Source organism: Acidobacteriota bacterium (genome assembly GCA_016703965.1).
GTDB lineage: Bacteria > Acidobacteriota > Blastocatellia > Pyrinomonadales > Pyrinomonadaceae > OLB17.
The window spans coordinates 1,844,571-1,861,145 of sequence record JADJBB010000021.1; the positions used below are offsets into that span (position 1 = coordinate 1,844,571).

Annotated in this window: 12 protein-coding genes; 5 read left to right on the forward strand and 7 right to left on the reverse strand. The window is 52.9% G+C overall.

Going from position 1 to position 16,575, the window contains the following annotated elements; translation table 11 throughout:
* Positions 1 to 229 precede the first annotated feature (229 nt).
* The 4 genes from IPG22_15270 to IPG22_15285 all read left to right on the forward strand — a co-directional run bounded on the left by IPG22_15270 (position 230) and on the right by IPG22_15285 (position 10,762).
* On the forward strand, positions 230 to 3,196 hold the full coding sequence (locus tag IPG22_15270) for a hypothetical protein (GenBank protein ID MBK6589647.1): 2,967 nt from the start codon (positions 230 to 232) through the stop codon (positions 3,194 to 3,196).
* 130 nt (positions 3,197 to 3,326) lie between these two features.
* A complete protein-coding gene (locus tag IPG22_15275) occupies positions 3,327 to 5,450 on the forward strand; it encodes a S9 family peptidase (protein ID MBK6589648.1) in 2,124 nt (707 codons plus the stop codon).
* A 255-nt stretch (positions 5,451 to 5,705) separates the two neighbouring features.
* Entirely contained in the window at positions 5,706 to 8,264 is a 2,559-nt protein-coding gene (locus IPG22_15280; protein ID MBK6589649.1) for a S8 family serine peptidase, read from the forward strand.
* A gap of 266 nt (positions 8,265 to 8,530) precedes the next feature.
* Positions 8,531 to 10,762 carry an EAL domain-containing protein gene (locus IPG22_15285; GenBank protein MBK6589650.1) on the forward strand — a complete coding sequence of 744 codons (2,232 nt, stop codon included), beginning with the start codon at positions 8,531 to 8,533 and terminating at the stop codon, positions 10,760 to 10,762.
* A 152-nt stretch (positions 10,763 to 10,914) separates the two neighbouring features.
* On the opposite strand, the gene gatA is transcribed toward IPG22_15285, so the two are convergent.
* Genes gatA through IPG22_15305 form a run of 4 tightly spaced genes read right to left on the reverse strand, consistent with a single transcriptional unit; the run spans position 10,915 to position 13,547 of the window.
* Positions 10,915 to 12,306 (reverse strand): Asp-tRNA(Asn)/Glu-tRNA(Gln) amidotransferase subunit GatA, encoded by a 1,392-nt coding sequence (gene gatA / locus IPG22_15290; protein MBK6589651.1) that lies wholly within the window; start codon positions 12,304 to 12,306, stop codon positions 10,915 to 10,917.
* A 6-nt stretch (positions 12,307 to 12,312) separates the two neighbouring features.
* Positions 12,313 to 12,771, reverse strand: coding sequence for a hypothetical protein (locus IPG22_15295; protein MBK6589652.1), 459 nt, complete (start codon positions 12,769 to 12,771; stop codon positions 12,313 to 12,315).
* A complete protein-coding gene (gene gatC / locus IPG22_15300; GenBank protein ID MBK6589653.1) occupies positions 12,768 to 13,049 on the reverse strand; it encodes an Asp-tRNA(Asn)/Glu-tRNA(Gln) amidotransferase subunit GatC in 282 nt (93 codons plus the stop codon). The genes IPG22_15295 and gatC overlap by 4 nt, the downstream gene beginning before the upstream one ends.
* Before the next feature lie 48 nt (positions 13,050 to 13,097).
* A complete protein-coding gene (locus IPG22_15305; protein ID MBK6589654.1) occupies positions 13,098 to 13,547 on the reverse strand; it encodes a DUF721 domain-containing protein in 450 nt (149 codons plus the stop codon).
* Between the two features lie 70 nt (positions 13,548 to 13,617).
* Here IPG22_15305 and maf point away from each other — a divergent pair, with 70 nt between their 5' ends.
* Positions 13,618 to 14,181, forward strand: coding sequence for a septum formation inhibitor Maf (gene maf, locus IPG22_15310; protein ID MBK6589655.1), 564 nt, complete (start codon positions 13,618 to 13,620; stop codon positions 14,179 to 14,181).
* A gap of 43 nt (positions 14,182 to 14,224) precedes the next feature.
* On the opposite strand, the gene IPG22_15315 is transcribed toward maf, so the two are convergent.
* The 3 genes from IPG22_15315 to panB form a co-directional block, all read right to left on the reverse strand.
* Positions 14,225 to 14,731: a TlpA family protein disulfide reductase gene (locus IPG22_15315; protein MBK6589656.1), complete on the reverse strand. Its 507-nt coding sequence runs from the start codon at positions 14,729 to 14,731 to the stop codon at positions 14,225 to 14,227.
* Positions 14,732 to 14,792: 61 nt separating this feature from the next.
* Positions 14,793 to 15,647, reverse strand: a complete 855-nt coding sequence (locus tag IPG22_15320) for a pantoate--beta-alanine ligase (protein MBK6589657.1) — start codon at positions 15,645 to 15,647, stop codon at positions 14,793 to 14,795.
* On the reverse strand, positions 15,648 to 16,508 hold the full coding sequence (panB, locus tag IPG22_15325) for a 3-methyl-2-oxobutanoate hydroxymethyltransferase (GenBank protein ID MBK6589658.1): 861 nt from the start codon (positions 16,506 to 16,508) through the stop codon (positions 15,648 to 15,650).
* Positions 16,509 to 16,575: the final 67 nt, after the last annotated feature.

Below are 16,575 nucleotides of genomic sequence, written 5' to 3' on the forward strand. Positions count from 1 at the left end.
TGCCGAATTTTGCCGAAAAAGACGTTCGACCAATCTCGTAAATACCTCTACCAAACTTACCGTTTGTAGGTCGATAAGGTGGTAAATACTTCGACCAAAGCCGGGCTTTCGCACAAAAATATTTCGGACAAATATGTAACGAGCAGATTGTCTGATACAATTTCCGCGTACCAATTTCAACTGAAATTCTAACTAAATTTATCGTCAATCCAACGACGGAGGATCATCAATGAAGCGTTTCGTTTCGGCTCTAATGCTGTTCGTTCTGTGCGGCTCCGCGCTTGCTCAGACACCCAAAGGTAAGCCTACGCCAGCGGCGGCTCCGCAGGCTATTGATAAGGAATATACTGACTCGATCTTAAAGAACACGACCGAGAAGTTTTTCCTGACCGAATTTGTAGATCATCTGCCGGCTTCGGCCACCGTGCCTTCGCCGATGAAGGTGCTCGGGTATCCGGTCGGAACGCCTGACAAACTCACCTATACAAAGGACCAGAATCGGTATTTTCGTGAGCTTGAAAAGGCTACACCGAGGGTCAAAACCTTTCTTGCTCCTGAGAAAAGCGAGCAGGGACGTGAGCAGATGACGGTTGTCGTTTCGGACGAAGCGAATCTCGCTAAACTAGCTCGATACAAAGAGATAACGGCAAAGCTCGGCGATCCGCGAACGATAAATGATGAGATCGCAAAGCAATTAATTGCAGAGGGCGTGGCTATTTATTGGGCCTCGGGCTCGATCCATTCGACCGAGACCGGTTCGCCAGAAATGCTGATGGAAATGGCTTATCGCATCGCCGTCGAGGAGACGCCGTTCATTCAACAGATCCGTAAAAATGTGATCGTAATGATCACCCCAACCCTCGAGGTCGATGGCCGCGACGCAATGGTCGATCTCTACAATTACCGTAAAGCAAATCCGGGAAAACGGGCTCCGGGCCTTATTTATTGGGGCAAATATGTCGCTCACGATAACAACCGCGATTCGATGGGAATGGCTTTGGCTCTCACGCGGAACCAGATGTCGATCTTCCTCGATTTTCATCCGACAGTGCTGCACGATCTGCACGAATCAGTGCCGTTCCTCTACACCTCAACCGGAACCGGGCCGTACAATGCTTGGCTCGATCCGATAGTGATCAATGAATGGCAGGACCTCGCGTATTACGAGATCGAGGAAATGACAAAACGCGGCGTTCCCGGCGTGTGGACACACGGATTTTACGACGGCTGGGCCCCGAACTACATGTTCTACGTCGCTAACGGCCATAACTCGATCGGACGTTTCTACGAAACCTACGGAAATGGCGGTGCCGATACTCAGGACCGTGTTGTCGGAGCACAATCACAGCGCGACTGGTTCCGTCCAAATCCGCCGCTTCCGCGTGTGAAATGGTCGCTTCGCAACAACGTGAACATGCAGCAGAGTGCCTTGCTGTTGGCGATGAACTATGTAGCGAACAATAAGGAAAAATTCCTCAACAACTTCTATCTGAAAAGCAAACGCTCGATCGCCAAGGGCAAGACCGAAGGCCCGGCAGCATACGTTCTGCCGTCGTCCGACACGCGTCCGACCGAGGCCGCAGATCTCGTTAACTTACTGAAAATGCAGGGTGTTGAGGTTCAGAAACTCAACAGCGAGGTCGATACCAAAGACGGCAAATTCCCGGCTGGCAGCTATGTAGTTAGGATGGATCAGCCATATTCGCGCATGGCGGATATGCTGCTCGACACGCAGTATTACAACGTCAACGACCCGCGTCCTTATGACGATACGGGTTGGACGCTGGGGCCGCTTCGCAACGTGAAGACCATTCGCGTAAAAGACGAAAAGATCCTCGATGCGGCGATGACAATGACCAATGGCCCGGCAAAAGTCACTGGAAAAGTTGAAGGTTCGGGAGCCGCTGGTTTTGTCGTCAATCACAATGCGGAGAGTGCGAACACGCAGCTACGCTATCGTTTGAAGGACGTAAAATTCTCCGTCGCGGACGCTGCTTTCAAGGTTGGTGACAAAAACTATAACCCTGGTTCCTTCATAATCAAGTCGGAAGGAAATCCGGCCGATCTGGCCGCTCGCCTCACGAAAGAAGCCACGGATCTCGGCCTAACAGCAACCGCCGTTGATAAGATCCCCGATGTCGCAAGTCACGCCGTCGGCGTTCCGCGCATAGCTCTTGTTCATACATGGCTCAACACCCAGGACGAAGGCTGGTACCGCATCGAATTCGACCGGCTGGGAATTCCTTATGATTACGTGTCGGATCAGGACGTCTCACGGATGGCGGATCTTCGTTCGAAATATGACGTCATCATTCTCGGTCCGATCCGCACGAGTGCCCAGAACCTCGTCCGCGGCACGGCAAAATTCAGTGATACAGAAGCTCCGATCCCGTGGAAAGGGTCAGAATTGACGCCAAATATGGGAATGTCTCCTGACACGACCGATGATATTCGGGGTGGTCTCGGGATTCGGGGCGTGGCGAATCTGCAGCAGTTCATTGAGGCTGGTGGATTGTTTGTAACTGTGGCGGATAACGCTTCGCTGCCGATCGATTTCGGTATGGTTTCCGGTGTTTCGATACAGAATTCCACTCAGCTTCAAGCTCGCGGATCTGTTGTAAGCACGACATTTAGCGACCGCCGCAGCCCGATCGCTTACGGCTATGACGAGAGCCTCGCGGTCTATTTTAACCAGTCGCCAATTTTACAAGTTGGAGGCGGATTTGGTGGCGGGGCAGGTGGCGGCCAAGGGCCAGGTGCCAATGCTGGCCGTCCAACCGGCCGCGGAACGCTAACAGACCCTGACGTTGTTCAGGGCCGCAAACCTGATGCTCCGCCTACACCCGGTGCTGGTGGAGGAGCTGGATTTGGCGGTGGTCAGGGACAGACTCCACCGGCGGCGTCACAGCCGCGTGTTGTTCTGCGATTCGCTGCAGCGGAAAGAGACTTGCTTGTTAGCGGAATGCTGGCCGGCGGTGCCGAACTTGCCGGAAAGGCTGCTGTCGTTGACGTTCCCGTTGGAAAGGGCCACGTTGTAATGTTCGCGAACAATCCGATGTGGCGGCACCAGACGCATGGCAGCTTTTCACTGCTATTCAATGCGATCCTGAACTTCGACAGTCTCGGCATTGGCCGTGCCGCTCCCGGACCACCGCGTCCGGCGGGCGAAGACGAGGTTTTCGAGCACGAACATTGATCATCCTTTATCTTCCGAAACGAAAGGCTCCGTTTACCGCGGGGCCTTTTTGTTTGCCGCGAAACAACCAGATAGAATATGACGTATAAGGAAGCAGGAAAACACAGTGAAATAAGGAGTTCGCCATTATATGAAAGGATTGCTCTCGATAGCTTTTTTATTCATCATCATCGTGATCGGTAATACGGTGATCGTTGCCCAAACAGATATGAAACCACCAGTCGCAAAAAAAGTTCCGAAGGTCCTCAAGATCCATGGTTACGAGATAACCGACAATTACGCATGGATGCGTGACAGGAATAAAGAGAAGGATCCGGCCGTTATCGACTACCTGAACGCTGAGAATAAATACACTGAGTCCTTCATGGGCCAGCATCAACCGTTCGTTGATTCGCTTTATAAGGAAATGCTGGACCGTATCAAGCAGACCGATACGAGCGTTCCTTATAAAAAAGGTGATTGGTGGTATTTCACCAAGACCGAGGAAGGCAAACAATATCCGACCTATCTTCGCGGCAAAGCCAAAGACGGAAGCGATGCGGTCGTTCTTCTCGATCAGAACGAGATGGCAAAAGGGTTGAAGTATTTCGCGATCGGCGAATTTGACGTCAGTGACGACGGAAATATCCTCGCGTTTTCGACCGATACCACGGGTTACAGGCAGTACACGCTGCAGTTCAAGGACCTCAGAACCGGGCAGATCCTGACTGACAAGGCAGAGCGTGTGACGAGCTTTGTCTGGACGCCGGACAACAAGACCGTGTTTTTCGGCACTGAGGACGACGTTTCAAAACGTTCAGATCTTGTCTGGAAACATGTACTCGGGTCGGGCAAGCCTGTTCAGGTTTTCAACGAGAAGGATGTACTTTACAACGTAGGGGTCGGGCGTTCGCGTGACGGTAAGATGCTGTTCATCGGCTCCGGTGCGAAAACCTCGACCGAATATCGCTATCTCCCGTCTGATGATCCCAACGGCGAATGGAAGATCGTCACGCCTCGCCGCGAGGGCCATGAGTACGACGCCAATTTTGACATGGGCGAGTTTTACATCCGGACGAACAAGGACGCTGAGAATTTCAAGGTCGTAAAGGCCCCGGCAGCAGATCCGTCAGAGAAGAACTGGCAGGATTTTATCCCATACAATGCTGAGATCAAGGTTGAGAGCATCAGCTTCTTCAAGAATTACGCTGTTGTCAGCGAGGTCGAGAATGGCATTGAATACATCAAGGTCATGGACCGCAAGACCCGCCGGGCGAGTGCCCGCATTGCTACGCCTGAGACCGTTTACACGATGGGCCTAGGTAACAATCCGGAGTATGATACGCCGACGATCCGATATTCGTATTCGTCGATGATCACTCCGCAATCGACGTATGAATTTGACCTCGTAACGCGACAGAGTACTCTTCTCAAGCAGCAGGAGATTCCTTCGGGCTACGACAAGACAAAGTACGAAACGACGCGCGTTTGGGCACCGGCCCGCGATGGAGTTAAGGTTCCGATCCTTGTTGTGATGAAGAAGGGAACCAAGCTCGACGGCAAGGCTCCGATGCTGCTTTACGCTTATGGTTCATACGGCATTTCGATGACGCCGAATTTCTCGACCGCACGTCTCAGCCTTGTCGATCGCGGCATGATCTACGGCATTGCTCAGATCCGCGGCGGCGGCGAGCTTGGAGAAAAATGGCGTCAGGCCGGCCGTATGTATACCAAGCTCAATACCTTTAATGATTTCGTTGACTGTTCGAAGTGGCTTGTTTCCAATAAATACACCGCGAGCGATCGGCTAGTTATTCAGGGCGGCTCGGCAGGCGGGCTTTTGATGGGTGCGGTCGTCAACCAGGCTCCCGAATTATACAAGGCGGCGATAGCTCAGGTGCCGTTCGTTGATGTGATGAATACGATGCTCGACGACACACTTCCGCTCACGACCGAGGAATGGATCGAGTGGGGAAATCCCAACGAGAAAAAAGCGTGGGATTACATGGTTCAATATTCACCCTACGACAACGTCAAAAAGCAGAATTACCCGAACATGCTGATCGAGGTTTCGCTTAACGACAGTCAGGTACCGTATTGGGAAGGTGCGAAATGGGCTGCCAAACTTCGCGAAATGAAGACCGATAAGAACGTGGTCCTGCTCAAAACAAACATGGGAGCCGGACACGGCGGTTCCTCGGGCAGATACGACCGTTTGAAAGAGGTCGCTTTCGAGTATGCTTATGCTCTGACACAGGTTGGGATCACCAAGTAACTGCTCGTAAATACAACGATTAGGGCGATGCCGGATCAGCGGCCTCGCCCTTTTTTCTTCCAATCTGACCTGGACAATTCGGTCAGGTTGACCGAATCTCAGTCGCCGATACATTAAGCGCTCTTCCTCTGTTTGCAGAAAGACCCAGTAAACATGGTGAGTTGAGCGCTTCCGCGATCCTTGGCACGGGCGTTGCCAATAAGGGCCGTGGCAAAGCTCCAACAATTTGGACGCTTCGCCTCAGGAGGCTTATATATGAATAACCGACGACGTCCAATGGCAACAGCATATCTGCTGATATTCACGTTGCTGTTCTCGACACTGGCCTTTGGCCAGAATGCGGGTAATAAGGAACAGGCGAAGGCGACACCAGCCCAGATCGAAGTTCCTGACTTTGCCGCATATCTTACCGAGGTATCGGGAAGCATCGACGCCAGCCGTAGTTACAGCAAAGAAGCCCAGTCGATCGCACATATTCTGTCAGCCAAAACGACGAAGAATGCAGTTCTGATCGACGAATTCGGATACACGCGAGAGATCGTGCTGCAAGATGTCGCTACACGGCTCGCCGAAAACAAAGGGAAAAAGCTCTTCCGGATCAATTGGAATGCTCTATTTACCGCAGCTAAGGACCAGGATACATTTGACCGCACCCTGAAAGGGATACTCTCCGCGGTCGAAGCGGCGAAGGGCAAGATGGTCATCTACCTCGATGACATAGCTAGCTTTTCTTCAGAAACGCCCGTGCTTGGCGCAAAGGTCGCCAGCGATCTATATAAAACTCTTTCGGCCGGCAAGATGCAGATCCTGAGCGCCGCCGACGCTGCGAGCTTTGAACGTCAGATCGCTGGCGACGCAAAGCTCCGGTCGAAATTCGAACGTGTCGAATTTTCCGAGGACAGCGGCGAAGATTCATTTGTTGGCGATAAGCTTTCGCCAGACCTGAGAGAACTCGTAAATGGTGCCGATCAGAATAGGACCGTCAAGGTTATTCTCCAATCGGATGATATAGACAATCCACATTTACTGAGCGTACTCCGGCGGAACGGTGTTGTGATCAGCGACCGTGCGGCCGCGATGGATATGATGTTCATCGACCTGCCCGTGCGTGCTGCCGAACAGGTCGCGGCTCTGCAGAATGCAAAACACCTTTCGCTCGAACGCGAGGTTGAAGTTTTGGGACACATCGAAACAACCACCGGCGTGTCGCAGGTACGTGCTTTGAATAATACAGTTGCTGTTGGCGGCGTGATCAATACTCTGAGCGGTCAGTTGGATGGTTCCGGAATAGGCATCGCCGTCCTCGATTCTGGCATTTTTGAAGATCATAGGTCGTTCGCGGATTCGATCAGCTACCTGGGCAGCGACCGCGTGGTTAAGAATGTTGACTTTACAAACAATGGCGGATCGAGCACGAACCGAGATCCCTATGGCCATGGCTCTCACGTGGCCGGATTGATCTCTGGCGGCAAAGGAACGAACACTGAACTGCTCGAATATCGCGGTGTAGCGTCTAATGCCAATCTCATCAACGTCCGCGTCCTTGGCTCTAATGGAACGGGTACGTCAGCATCGCTCATTCAGGGCCTGGACTGGGTTCTCGCGAACCGCCAGCAATACAATATCAAGGTCGTCAACCTGAGTCTCGGCACACCGGCAATCGAATCGTGGCGAAATGATCCACTCTGCCGTGCCGCTCGCCGCTTGGTTGACGCAGGTATCGTGGTTGTTGCCGCCGCCGGTAACAACGGTAAGAATGCAGCCGGACAGAAAATGTATGGTGCGATCCATTCGCCGGGCAATGATCCATCAGTGATCACGGTCGGAGCCGCCAATACTTACGGTACAGACGCCCGCGACGATGACGGCGTTACTACATTCAGCTCGCGCGGCCCGACACGCTCGTATTACACGAACACGACCGGTCAAAAGGTTTATGACCACCTGATCAAACCAGACCTCGTCGCACCGGGCAACAAGCTCATTTCCGCGATCGGCAAGAACAGCGAGATCCTTCGAGGAAATCCTGGCCTAAAGGTAAGTCCGACCAACTCCGGCAGCGATGAAGTCACGATGATGTACCTCTCCGGTACCTCAATGGCCGCTCCGATCGTTTCCGGTACAGCCGCTCTCCTTCTGCAGGCAAATCCGAAACTGACGCCGAACATGGTCAAGATGCTCCTCGAATATACGGCACAGCCCCTTGCCGGATTCAATATGCTGGAGCAGGGAGCCGGAGAGCTCAATATCGAGGGAGCCGTTCGCGTTGCTAAATTGATCCGTCAGGATATGTCGACTTCGACACCTGTCAGTACGCCGATGCTGACGACCAGCACGATCCCCGATCATTTCACGACCATCGCGGGAACCCGCTTTCAGTGGTCAGGCGGCATGGCTGCCGGATACGGAACAATGACCGGGACCGATCTGATAATGAAATATCAGAAGATCTACGGCAACGGTATCTTGGTGAGTGACGGTATTCTTGTGAGTGATGGGATCCTCGTGAGCGACGGCATCCTCGTCTCTGACGGGATACTCGTGAGCGATGGCATCCTCGTCAGCGACGGTGTCCTGCTTGCAAACGGAATGTCGCCGAATGGCTATCAGACACTCGCACGCGGAACATCGATCGGACCGTCGAGCATGTTATTTAGCAGCTCCGCGACCATGATCGACTACGGCCCGATCGCCGACGGCATCCTCGTCAGCGACGGCATTCTGGTCAGCGACGGGATCATAACCGGCGATGCGGCGATGACACTTAGCCTGCGAACAATGGTCAACGGCGATAATACGGCCTGTATGCACTAGTTGGAGATTCGTCCTAACTTAGACGAAATAGTGCGTCGGATAGAGCGCGTGCTGCACATTCAGCACGCGCTTCTCCACGCAAATACCGAGAATCCGAGATCAAACGAAAGAAAATAGATGATGTTGAAAGATTTTTATTGAAAAATAACAAAGTTTAATGAATAATAGTTTCTGTCCGGCGAACTCCGGCCGATTCTCCTCCTTGCAGGGGAACGTTCCTTGCCCTAAAATAGCCCGCCTAAACGTCGCAGACCTACCCTTTACTAATGTTGTCTAAGGAAAGATCCATCAACATCTTCATCGCCCTGCTTACCCCGATCGCCATTGCGGCGGTCGTGTGGGCTCTCCGGGGCATTTCCGGCGATCAGATCGACAGCGGAGTCATCACGTTGGCGGTGCTGACCGTTTTCTGCAGCTGCTATCTACGAATCCAACTGCCTCGGGTAAATATTCACGTCACTATTTCTGATGGATTGGTCATTCTGGCCATGCTTCTTTATGGAGGAGAGATCGCTCTCCTGATCGCAGTGATCGAAACGACACTCGCGTCGCTCAACATTCTTCGTCAGGGTGTGTCGATCAAGCCAAAGACGATCGTACTGAATTCCTACTTCGCGGCTATCGCAGTTTTTGCGGCATCAAAGGTCATTTCCTTTATTTTCCTTCCGGTCGAGTTGATCCGCCAACGCAACGAGCCGACGGCGATCATCTGGCTGGTTGCGGTAATGGCTCTTTCGATGTTCCTGGTGAACTCGATCTTCGTCGCTTTGTTCTCATCGCTCAAGAAGGAACGATCGTTCTGGAAGGTGTGGACAGAGAACTGCTTTAGCGCGGTTATGATCTATCTAACTGGAGCCGTTGTCGCTGGAGTGATGTATATTACTTTGTCGATCGAGCAGGTTAACATCACTATCATTGCTGCGGTCATCGGGTTTTTTGGCATCATCTACCTGACTTTCCGTCGCTTCGTTGAGGATGTCAAGAAAACGGTAGAGAAAGCAAAGCAGGCTGAACGCGAGCGTGCCGAGCAGGCTGAGCAGCACGTCGGTGAACTGCAGCATTATGTTGCCGAACTCGAACGCAGCGGTGAAGCTTTGCAGGAAAGCCACGAGAATTTCCGCCACGCCGCCTATCACGACGCCCTCACCGGCCTCCCGAACCGAAACTTTTTCATGGACACCCTCAAAGGGCTGCTCCAGCAGAGCCGCGAGAATTCCGAGGTCAATTTCGCTGTTCTCTTTTTGGATCTCAAGAGCTTTAAGACGATCAACGACAGTCTCGGCCATTCGATGGGCGACCGGCTTATCAAGAACGTTGCAAAGCGTCTTTCCGGCCTCGTTCGCGAGGAAGATATGACGGCCCGCTTTAGCGGCGACAAGTTTGGGATCATTCTCACTGACCTGCTTAGCCGCGAGGAAGCGACAGCTTTTGCTGACCGCCTCGCAAGACGTCTGGCAGAACCCTACACCCTCGACGGGCGGCAGGTTTTCACGAGTGCCAAGATCGGTATCGCGTATGGTAATTCAAAATATCCGGAAGCAGAAGACATTCTGCGTGACGCCGATATCGCGATGTACTACGCAAAAGATAACGAGGAGAACTACGTTATCTTTGACCAAAAAATGCATATCCGGGCGGTGACCCGCCTGCAGCTCGAAACAGATCTGCGGTTTGCGATCGAACGGAACGAATTTGAGCTATATTATCAGCCGATCATAAGTCTTGATACGGCGGCCCTCAGCGGATTTGAGGCATTGGTTCGTTGGAACCACCCGCAACGCGGTCTTGTGCCGCCCAACGAATTCATCCCGATCAGCGAAAGCACCGGCTTGATCATTCCGATGACGGTTCAGATCCTGCATGCCGCCTGTTCGCAGGTCGTTAAATGGCAGTCCAGGTCGAACCTTTCAGAACCGCTCAGCATCGCGGTCAATCTATCCGGTAAACACTTCGGGCATCCCGCACTGGTCGAGCAGATCCAAACCGTCATCGCGGAAACCGGGATCAATCCTGAAAGCCTCAAGCTTGAGCTCACCGAAAGCGCCGTTATGGACAACGCCGAAACGGCGATCCTGATGCTTAAACAGATCAAAGAAACGGGTGTGCGGGTCAGTATTGACGATTTCGGCACCGGATATTCGAGCCTTAGCTACCTGCACCGCTTCCCGATCGACCTCTTGAAAGTTGACCGTTCATTCGTCAGTGCGATGGAAGAAAATACCGAGAACGGCGAGATCGTCCGAACCGTCATCGCTCTCGCTAAAGCACTCAAGCTTAAAGTAGTTGCAGAAGGCATCGAGAGCATCCACCAATTCCATCAACTGAGCATCCTCGGCTGCGAATACGGACAGGGATATCTATTTTCCAAACCGCTTCCGGTCGCCGATATCGAACGGCTCCTTGCCGATAATAATCGCTGGCAGAACATCCTGCCGAGCACTGGAATGCCCGTCATGCCGCCGGGACGCGATATCGCCCATCTAAGATTGGCTCAGTAAACCAATAAAAGAATAACCACCAAATAACACCAAAAAGAACACTAAAAGAATTGATCTTTTGGTGTTTTTTTGTGTTGTTTCGTGGTTATCTGATTCTTACTCTGACTTTCAAACTTCCTCTTACTGTTGAGAATGATGAAAAGGAGGTTGCGTTATGCGAAAACCGCCGGCTTCGCACCCAATGGATGTGCCGTCTCGTATCTGTGGGCCATATTGAGCAAGGTGCCTTCGGACCAGAAATTTCCGACCAGCTGCAAGCCGATCGGCAGGCCTTCCTGCGATAAGCCGCACGGAACGCTGATTCCCGGAACGCCGGCGAGATTTGCCGAAACCGTGTAAATATCGCTCAGATACATAGCGATCGGGTCATCGCTCTTTTCGCCGATCTTGAATGCGACCGACGGCGAGGTCGGCGTCAATATTGCATCGCAGCTTTTGAAAGCATTCACATAATCGCGTTTTACCAGAGCCCGGACCTTCTGAGCTTTCGCGTAATATGCATCGTAGTATCCGCTCGAAAGAACGTAGGTTCCGAGCATAATGCGGCGTTTGACCTCGGCCCCGAAGCCTTCTTCGCGGGTCTTGGAATACATCTTGCGAAGTTCGGGAGCATCCTCGGCACGGAATCCGTAACGGACGCCGTCAAAACGGGCGAGATTTGACGAGGCCTCGGCGGTCGCGATGATGTAGTAGACGGCGATGCCGTATTTGGCATAGGGAAGCTCGATGTCTAGGGTCTTGGCTCCGAGAGCTTCAAAATTGGCGATAGCCGCTAGCGTTTTTTCACGCACTTCGTCGTCCAGTCCGTCACCAAAAAGTGCTCTTGGAATACCGATAGTTTTGCCGGCAATATCCGCATCTATCGCTGCCGCGTAATCGGGAACCGGAACATCCGCCGAGGTGGAATCTTTTTCATCGCGCCCGGCGATGACGCCGAGTACATTCGCGACATCCAGCGAGGTTTGGCCAAAAATACCTATATTATCTAGCGAAGAAGCAAAAGCGACGAGCCCGTAACGCGAAATGCGTCCATAGGTCGGCTTAAGCCCGACGATGCCGCACAGGGAAGCGGGCTGACGGACCGAGCCGCCGGTTTCGCTGCCCAAAGCCGCCCGAACGACACCCGAAGCGACCGCCACCGCCGAACCGCCCGAGCTGCCGCCCGGAACGCGGGTCACATCCCACGGATTCTTCGCCGCACCGAACGCCGAAGATTCGTTTGATGAACCCATGGCAAATTCGTCCATGTTAGTTTTGCCGACGATTATCGCTCCGGCATCGTTCAGGCGTTTTATCGCGGTCGCATCGTATTGGGCCTTGTAATTACCCAGGATGCGAGAGCCGCACGAAGTGCGCAAACCCTTCGTGCAGATGTTGTCCTTAACTGCGACCGCAAGGCCAGCTAATCGTGTACCGGTGGTTGATTCCAGATAATCAGCCCGAGCCAGTGCGTGTTCGCGCTCGATGGAGAGGAACGAATTAAGCTGCGAATTGAGTTTCTCGGCGTTATCGAGAGTTGTTTCAGTATTTGTACGAATCGACATGATCTATCAATTAAAAACCTTATTTATCAACCATTTACCGTCGACATTAACGGCTTCGGCACTTACCTCTTTCTGTTCCGTTCGATCGTCGTTTCTCCACAGAAGGAGGACTTGCAGCGTTACCTTTTCATCCGAATTCACCCTGCACTCACCGACTCTGAATGCTTTCGGAAAATCCTCCGTTGCGGTGAAGTAATCTTTCTTGGTTTCACCCGCGGCGGCCAACTCGGTGATCAAGCTGCTTGTCAGATACTGTTCACGCCTCTTTTGATTCTCGGGTGAAGAGCCCATATCGGTGCCGAAATGGAACGAATAGAACTTTTTCACCACATCACGCCCCGCGGTGCACTGCGGCTTTTCGAGATTCGGGATCGTGCAAGCTAACTGGCAGCAGACCGCAAGCAGCAGGCAGATTAAAGCCTTTCGCCTTACCAATGACCACTGACAACTGGCCGTTCTTCTCATAAGACTTTCGGCACCTGAAAATGCCCCGCAACGCTCGACGGAGCCTGCGATAGGCCCGCCGTTTGGCCGAGCGAGCCGCCCGGAACATCGTCCCGCAGCGTAAACGTCGCCTCGCCCTCATCCGTCAAGCCGCCGAGCATCGGTTCTATATCTTCGATATCCAGATCATTGAGCTGCTCGACATATTTAACGATGTTCGCCATCTGCGGCGTGTAAAGCTCAACCTCAGCTTCTGAGATCTCAAGATGTGCGAGTTTTGCTACTTTTCTTACGTCCATACGATACTCAAGTTTCAGATCGGAAATTTCAGATCTCCCACCCAAAGATTAGGAATTTTTCTGCCTTTCCAGGTAACTTCCGGCAGCATCCAAAAAATGTTTCCTTAAATTCTCGTCAGCGATCGCCAATGCCGCCTTCGCAAGTGCCGGAGTGACGGCATTTGACCGGCTGTTACTTTCGGATACACGATCTTCGCATGCTTTTTTGACGGTCTTTTCATCAATTTGAAACTCAATGAATCTGACCGTACCCTGTCCGAGTGACCCATTGATCTTAGCGATCATCTGCGGGCTGAGTTCCTCTAGATGCCGCTGCCAAGTTTTGTCGGCGACGGCGATCGTCAGACGCTTTTTGTCAAAACTGATCGGAACGGTCCGCTCGCGAAGCATCTCGCCGGCACAGCGTGACCACGCCGCAAACACCACAGCTTCGGTAACTTTATCGTGCGATTCAAGTCCGCCGATTACCGTTGGAATTGCACCAAAAAGCTGTTCCATTTGTCATTTACCGTCAATCTACTATCATTTTAGTCGAGAACACTTCGAAAAGCTAAACGCCCCAAAACAGATGATACAACTGCCAAAACTGATCCTCGCCTCGGGAAGTCCGAGACGTTCCGAGATACTCACGTCCGTCGGCTGGGAATTCACCAAACACGTCGCCGACATCGACGAAACGGAGCGGGTGGGCGAGCTTCCCGCCGATTACGTCGTCCGCCTGGCCCGTGAAAAAGCCAAGGCCGTCGCCGTGAATTATCCCGGCAGCATCGTTCTCGGGGCCGACACAACCGTCGTTATCGACGGTCAGATAATCGGCAAGCCGCTCGATCTAGATGATGCAAAGCGAATGTTATCGATGCTTTCCGGGCATTGGCATGAGGTTTTGACCGGTGTTGCCGTTGTTGACAACGGTGAAACGCGGTCAGGAATTCAGAGTACGCGAGTGAAATTCACCGCGATGTCCGAAGCAGAGATCACGTTCCTGGCCGAAAAAGGAGATCCGCTCGACAAGGCCGGGGCATACGCCGTTCAGGCCCAGGCGGCGTTGTTTATAGAGGGAATCGAGGGCGATTATTGGAACGTCGTGGGCCTGCCGATCAGCCTGGTCTATTCGCTAATGAAAAAGGTGTAACACCTAAAAAGTGTTACACCCTGAAACATCAATGGTTACAAAATTACAGCAGCCTATCGATCACCTTTGAGATCGGGATCGTGATGTCGTATTTCGGGTCGATACCGCCGAAAGGGTCGCCCACTTGCTTGCCGCTCTTGTCGAGGACGACGAACGACGGAACCTGTTCTATGTTGAACTTCTTGAACGTCGCCGCTCCATCCGAATCCCTCAGAACTGTCGCGGTCAGTCTGTTTTCAGTGGCAAATTTCAGGATCGCCTCATTGGCCGCGAAATTCTTCGATTTAGCGTTCAATGAATCGGTCGCGATGAAGTAGAAAACTACATTCCTGCCCGCATATTTCTTGGCCAGTGCGTTTGTAAACTCAGCCTGCTTATCCGAAAGCGGCAGCCAGCTCGCACCGATCGCCATGACGACAACCTTTCCGGCCTGGCCTTCGACGTTCACGCGGGAGCCGTCAAGCGCGGTCAGATTCGTCTGTGCCGACACGGTGAACGCGACGGCCAACATCAAACTCAAACCAACGATGACACCTTTAAGTGTTTTCATATATTTATGAAACGCCAAACGGGGCTGTTTCATAATCATTTGATGCAAGTTTCAGACCAAACTACTGCTTTCGATTGAGGATGACGTTATCGATCAGCCGAACGTCGCCAAAATAGGCCGCGATGACGATCAAAGATTCTTCATCCCCAACCTTTTCAAGGCTTTGCAGGGAATACCGATCGACGACATCGACGTAATCGAGCTTTGCGAGCGGTTCCGTGGAAATGCGGTCTTTTACGATTTGAGTGAGCTCTGACGCATTTCGTTCACCTTTTTTGAAGGCCATCTTGGCTTCGCGTAGAGCGGTAATGATAATTACAGCCTTCTCACGTTCCTCGGCGGACAGTCTTTCGTTACGCGACGACATCGCGAGCCCGGACGCCTCTCGCACGGTCGGGATCACGACGATCTCCGTCTCAAATCCGAGATCGGTTGTCAGGCGTTTAATGACGGCGACCTGCTGAGCGTCTTTCTGGCCGAAAAATGCATGATCGGGCCTTATGGTGTTCAGGAGGATCGTGACCACGGTCGCGACGCCGCGGAAATGCCCCGGACGCGAGGCTCCCTCGAGCGTATCGGTCACATTCTGGACGTTAACATACGTCGAGAACCCATCCGGATAGATCTCGTTCTCCTCGGGTGCAAAAACGTAATCGACCTCGTATTCGGCTAACAGCGCCACATCGCTCGTCAGGTCACGCGGATATTTCTCGAGATCTATGCTGTTGTTGAACTGTGTCGGGTTAACAAATATCGAGACGATCACCACATCGCACATCTGGCGTGCCTCTTTGACGAGCGTCAAATGGCCTTCGTGCAGAGCTCCCATCGTCGCGACAAAGCCAACGGTCTTAGATTCCCGCCGCAATTTGCGCGAGATCGAGAACATGCGTTGACGACGGCTCATGATCTCCATTTATGAAGCCGCCATCTCCTTTTTCGTTTCTTCGGTGAGGCCGTATGATTCTTCGTCGTTTGGGTATGCTCCGGTTTTTACGTCGCGGGTCCAGTGTTGGATGGCCTCGGTCATGACGTTGCGGACGCTGGCGTATTGCCTGACGAAACGCGGCTGCCGGCCGAAAGTCATGCCGACCAGATCGTGGAGCACGAGTACCTGAATGTCGCATTCCAGTCCGGCGCCGATGCCGATGGTGGAAATTTCGAGTTCGCTGGTGATCATACCGGCGACCTCACGCGGGACGAGTTCGAGTACGACGGCAAAGGCTCCGGCGTCTTCGAGCATTTTGGCGTCTTCGATGAGGAGTTTTGCCTGCTCGGCGGTGCGGCCCTGAACGCGGTAGCCGCCCATTTTATAGACGGATTGCGGCGTCAGGCCGATGTGGGCAACGACCGGGATCTCTTCGCTGACGAGGCGTTTGACGAGGTTGACGCGATTGCGGCCGCCCTCGATCTTGACGGCTTCGGCGCCGCCGTATTTCATCAGCCGGAGGGCGTTGCGAACGCTCTCGTCCTCATTGACGTGATACGTTCCGAACGGCATATCGGCAATGACCATAGCCCGTTCGGTGCCGCGTTTGACGGCGATGCAGGCTGAGGTGATCTCGTCGAGCGAGACGGGAATGGTGTTGCCGTAACCGTGGATGACATTGCCCATGCTGTCGCCGACGAGGATCATATCAACGCCGGCTTCGTCCACAATGCGGGCGGTCGGGTAATCGTACGCGGTCAGGCAGACGAGCTTTTCGCCGCGTTCCTTAGCGGCACGGATCGCGGGAAGATAGACTTTGCCCTCTTTATCAGGCTGTAAATATGCCATAAATTCCCTAAAGTCTAGCTTTTTGTGTACTTTAAGTCTAGCGAAAATGCGGCGGCCCGGCGCGTGG

What these genes read in the sequence shown, in the direction of transcription:
- IPG22_15270 (MBK6589647.1), top strand. Translation starts at nt 230, where the DNA reads ATGAAGCGTTTCGTTTCGGCTCTAATGCTGTTCGTTCTGTGCGGCTCC.
- IPG22_15275 (MBK6589648.1), top strand. Translation starts at nt 3,327, where the DNA reads ATGAAAGGATTGCTCTCGATAGCTTTTTTATTCATCATCATCGTGATC.
- IPG22_15280 (MBK6589649.1), top strand. Translation starts at nt 5,706, where the DNA reads ATGAATAACCGACGACGTCCAATGGCAACAGCATATCTGCTGATATTC.
- IPG22_15285 (MBK6589650.1), top strand. Translation starts at nt 8,531, where the DNA reads ATGTTGTCTAAGGAAAGATCCATCAACATCTTCATCGCCCTGCTTACC.
- gatA (MBK6589651.1), bottom strand. Translation starts at nt 12,306, where the DNA reads ATGTCGATTCGTACAAATACTGAAACAACTCTCGATAACGCCGAGAAA.
- IPG22_15295 (MBK6589652.1), bottom strand. Translation starts at nt 12,771, where the DNA reads ATGAGAAGAACGGCCAGTTGTCAGTGGTCATTGGTAAGGCGAAAGGCT.
- gatC (MBK6589653.1), bottom strand. Translation starts at nt 13,049, where the DNA reads ATGGACGTAAGAAAAGTAGCAAAACTCGCACATCTTGAGATCTCAGAA.
- IPG22_15305 (MBK6589654.1), bottom strand. Translation starts at nt 13,547, where the DNA reads ATGGAACAGCTTTTTGGTGCAATTCCAACGGTAATCGGCGGACTTGAA.
- maf (MBK6589655.1), top strand. Translation starts at nt 13,618, where the DNA reads ATGATACAACTGCCAAAACTGATCCTCGCCTCGGGAAGTCCGAGACGT.
- IPG22_15315 (MBK6589656.1), bottom strand. Translation starts at nt 14,731, where the DNA reads ATGAAAACACTTAAAGGTGTCATCGTTGGTTTGAGTTTGATGTTGGCC.
- IPG22_15320 (MBK6589657.1), bottom strand. Translation starts at nt 15,647, where the DNA reads ATGGAGATCATGAGCCGTCGTCAACGCATGTTCTCGATCTCGCGCAAA.
- panB (MBK6589658.1), bottom strand. Translation starts at nt 16,508, where the DNA reads ATGGCATATTTACAGCCTGATAAAGAGGGCAAAGTCTATCTTCCCGCG.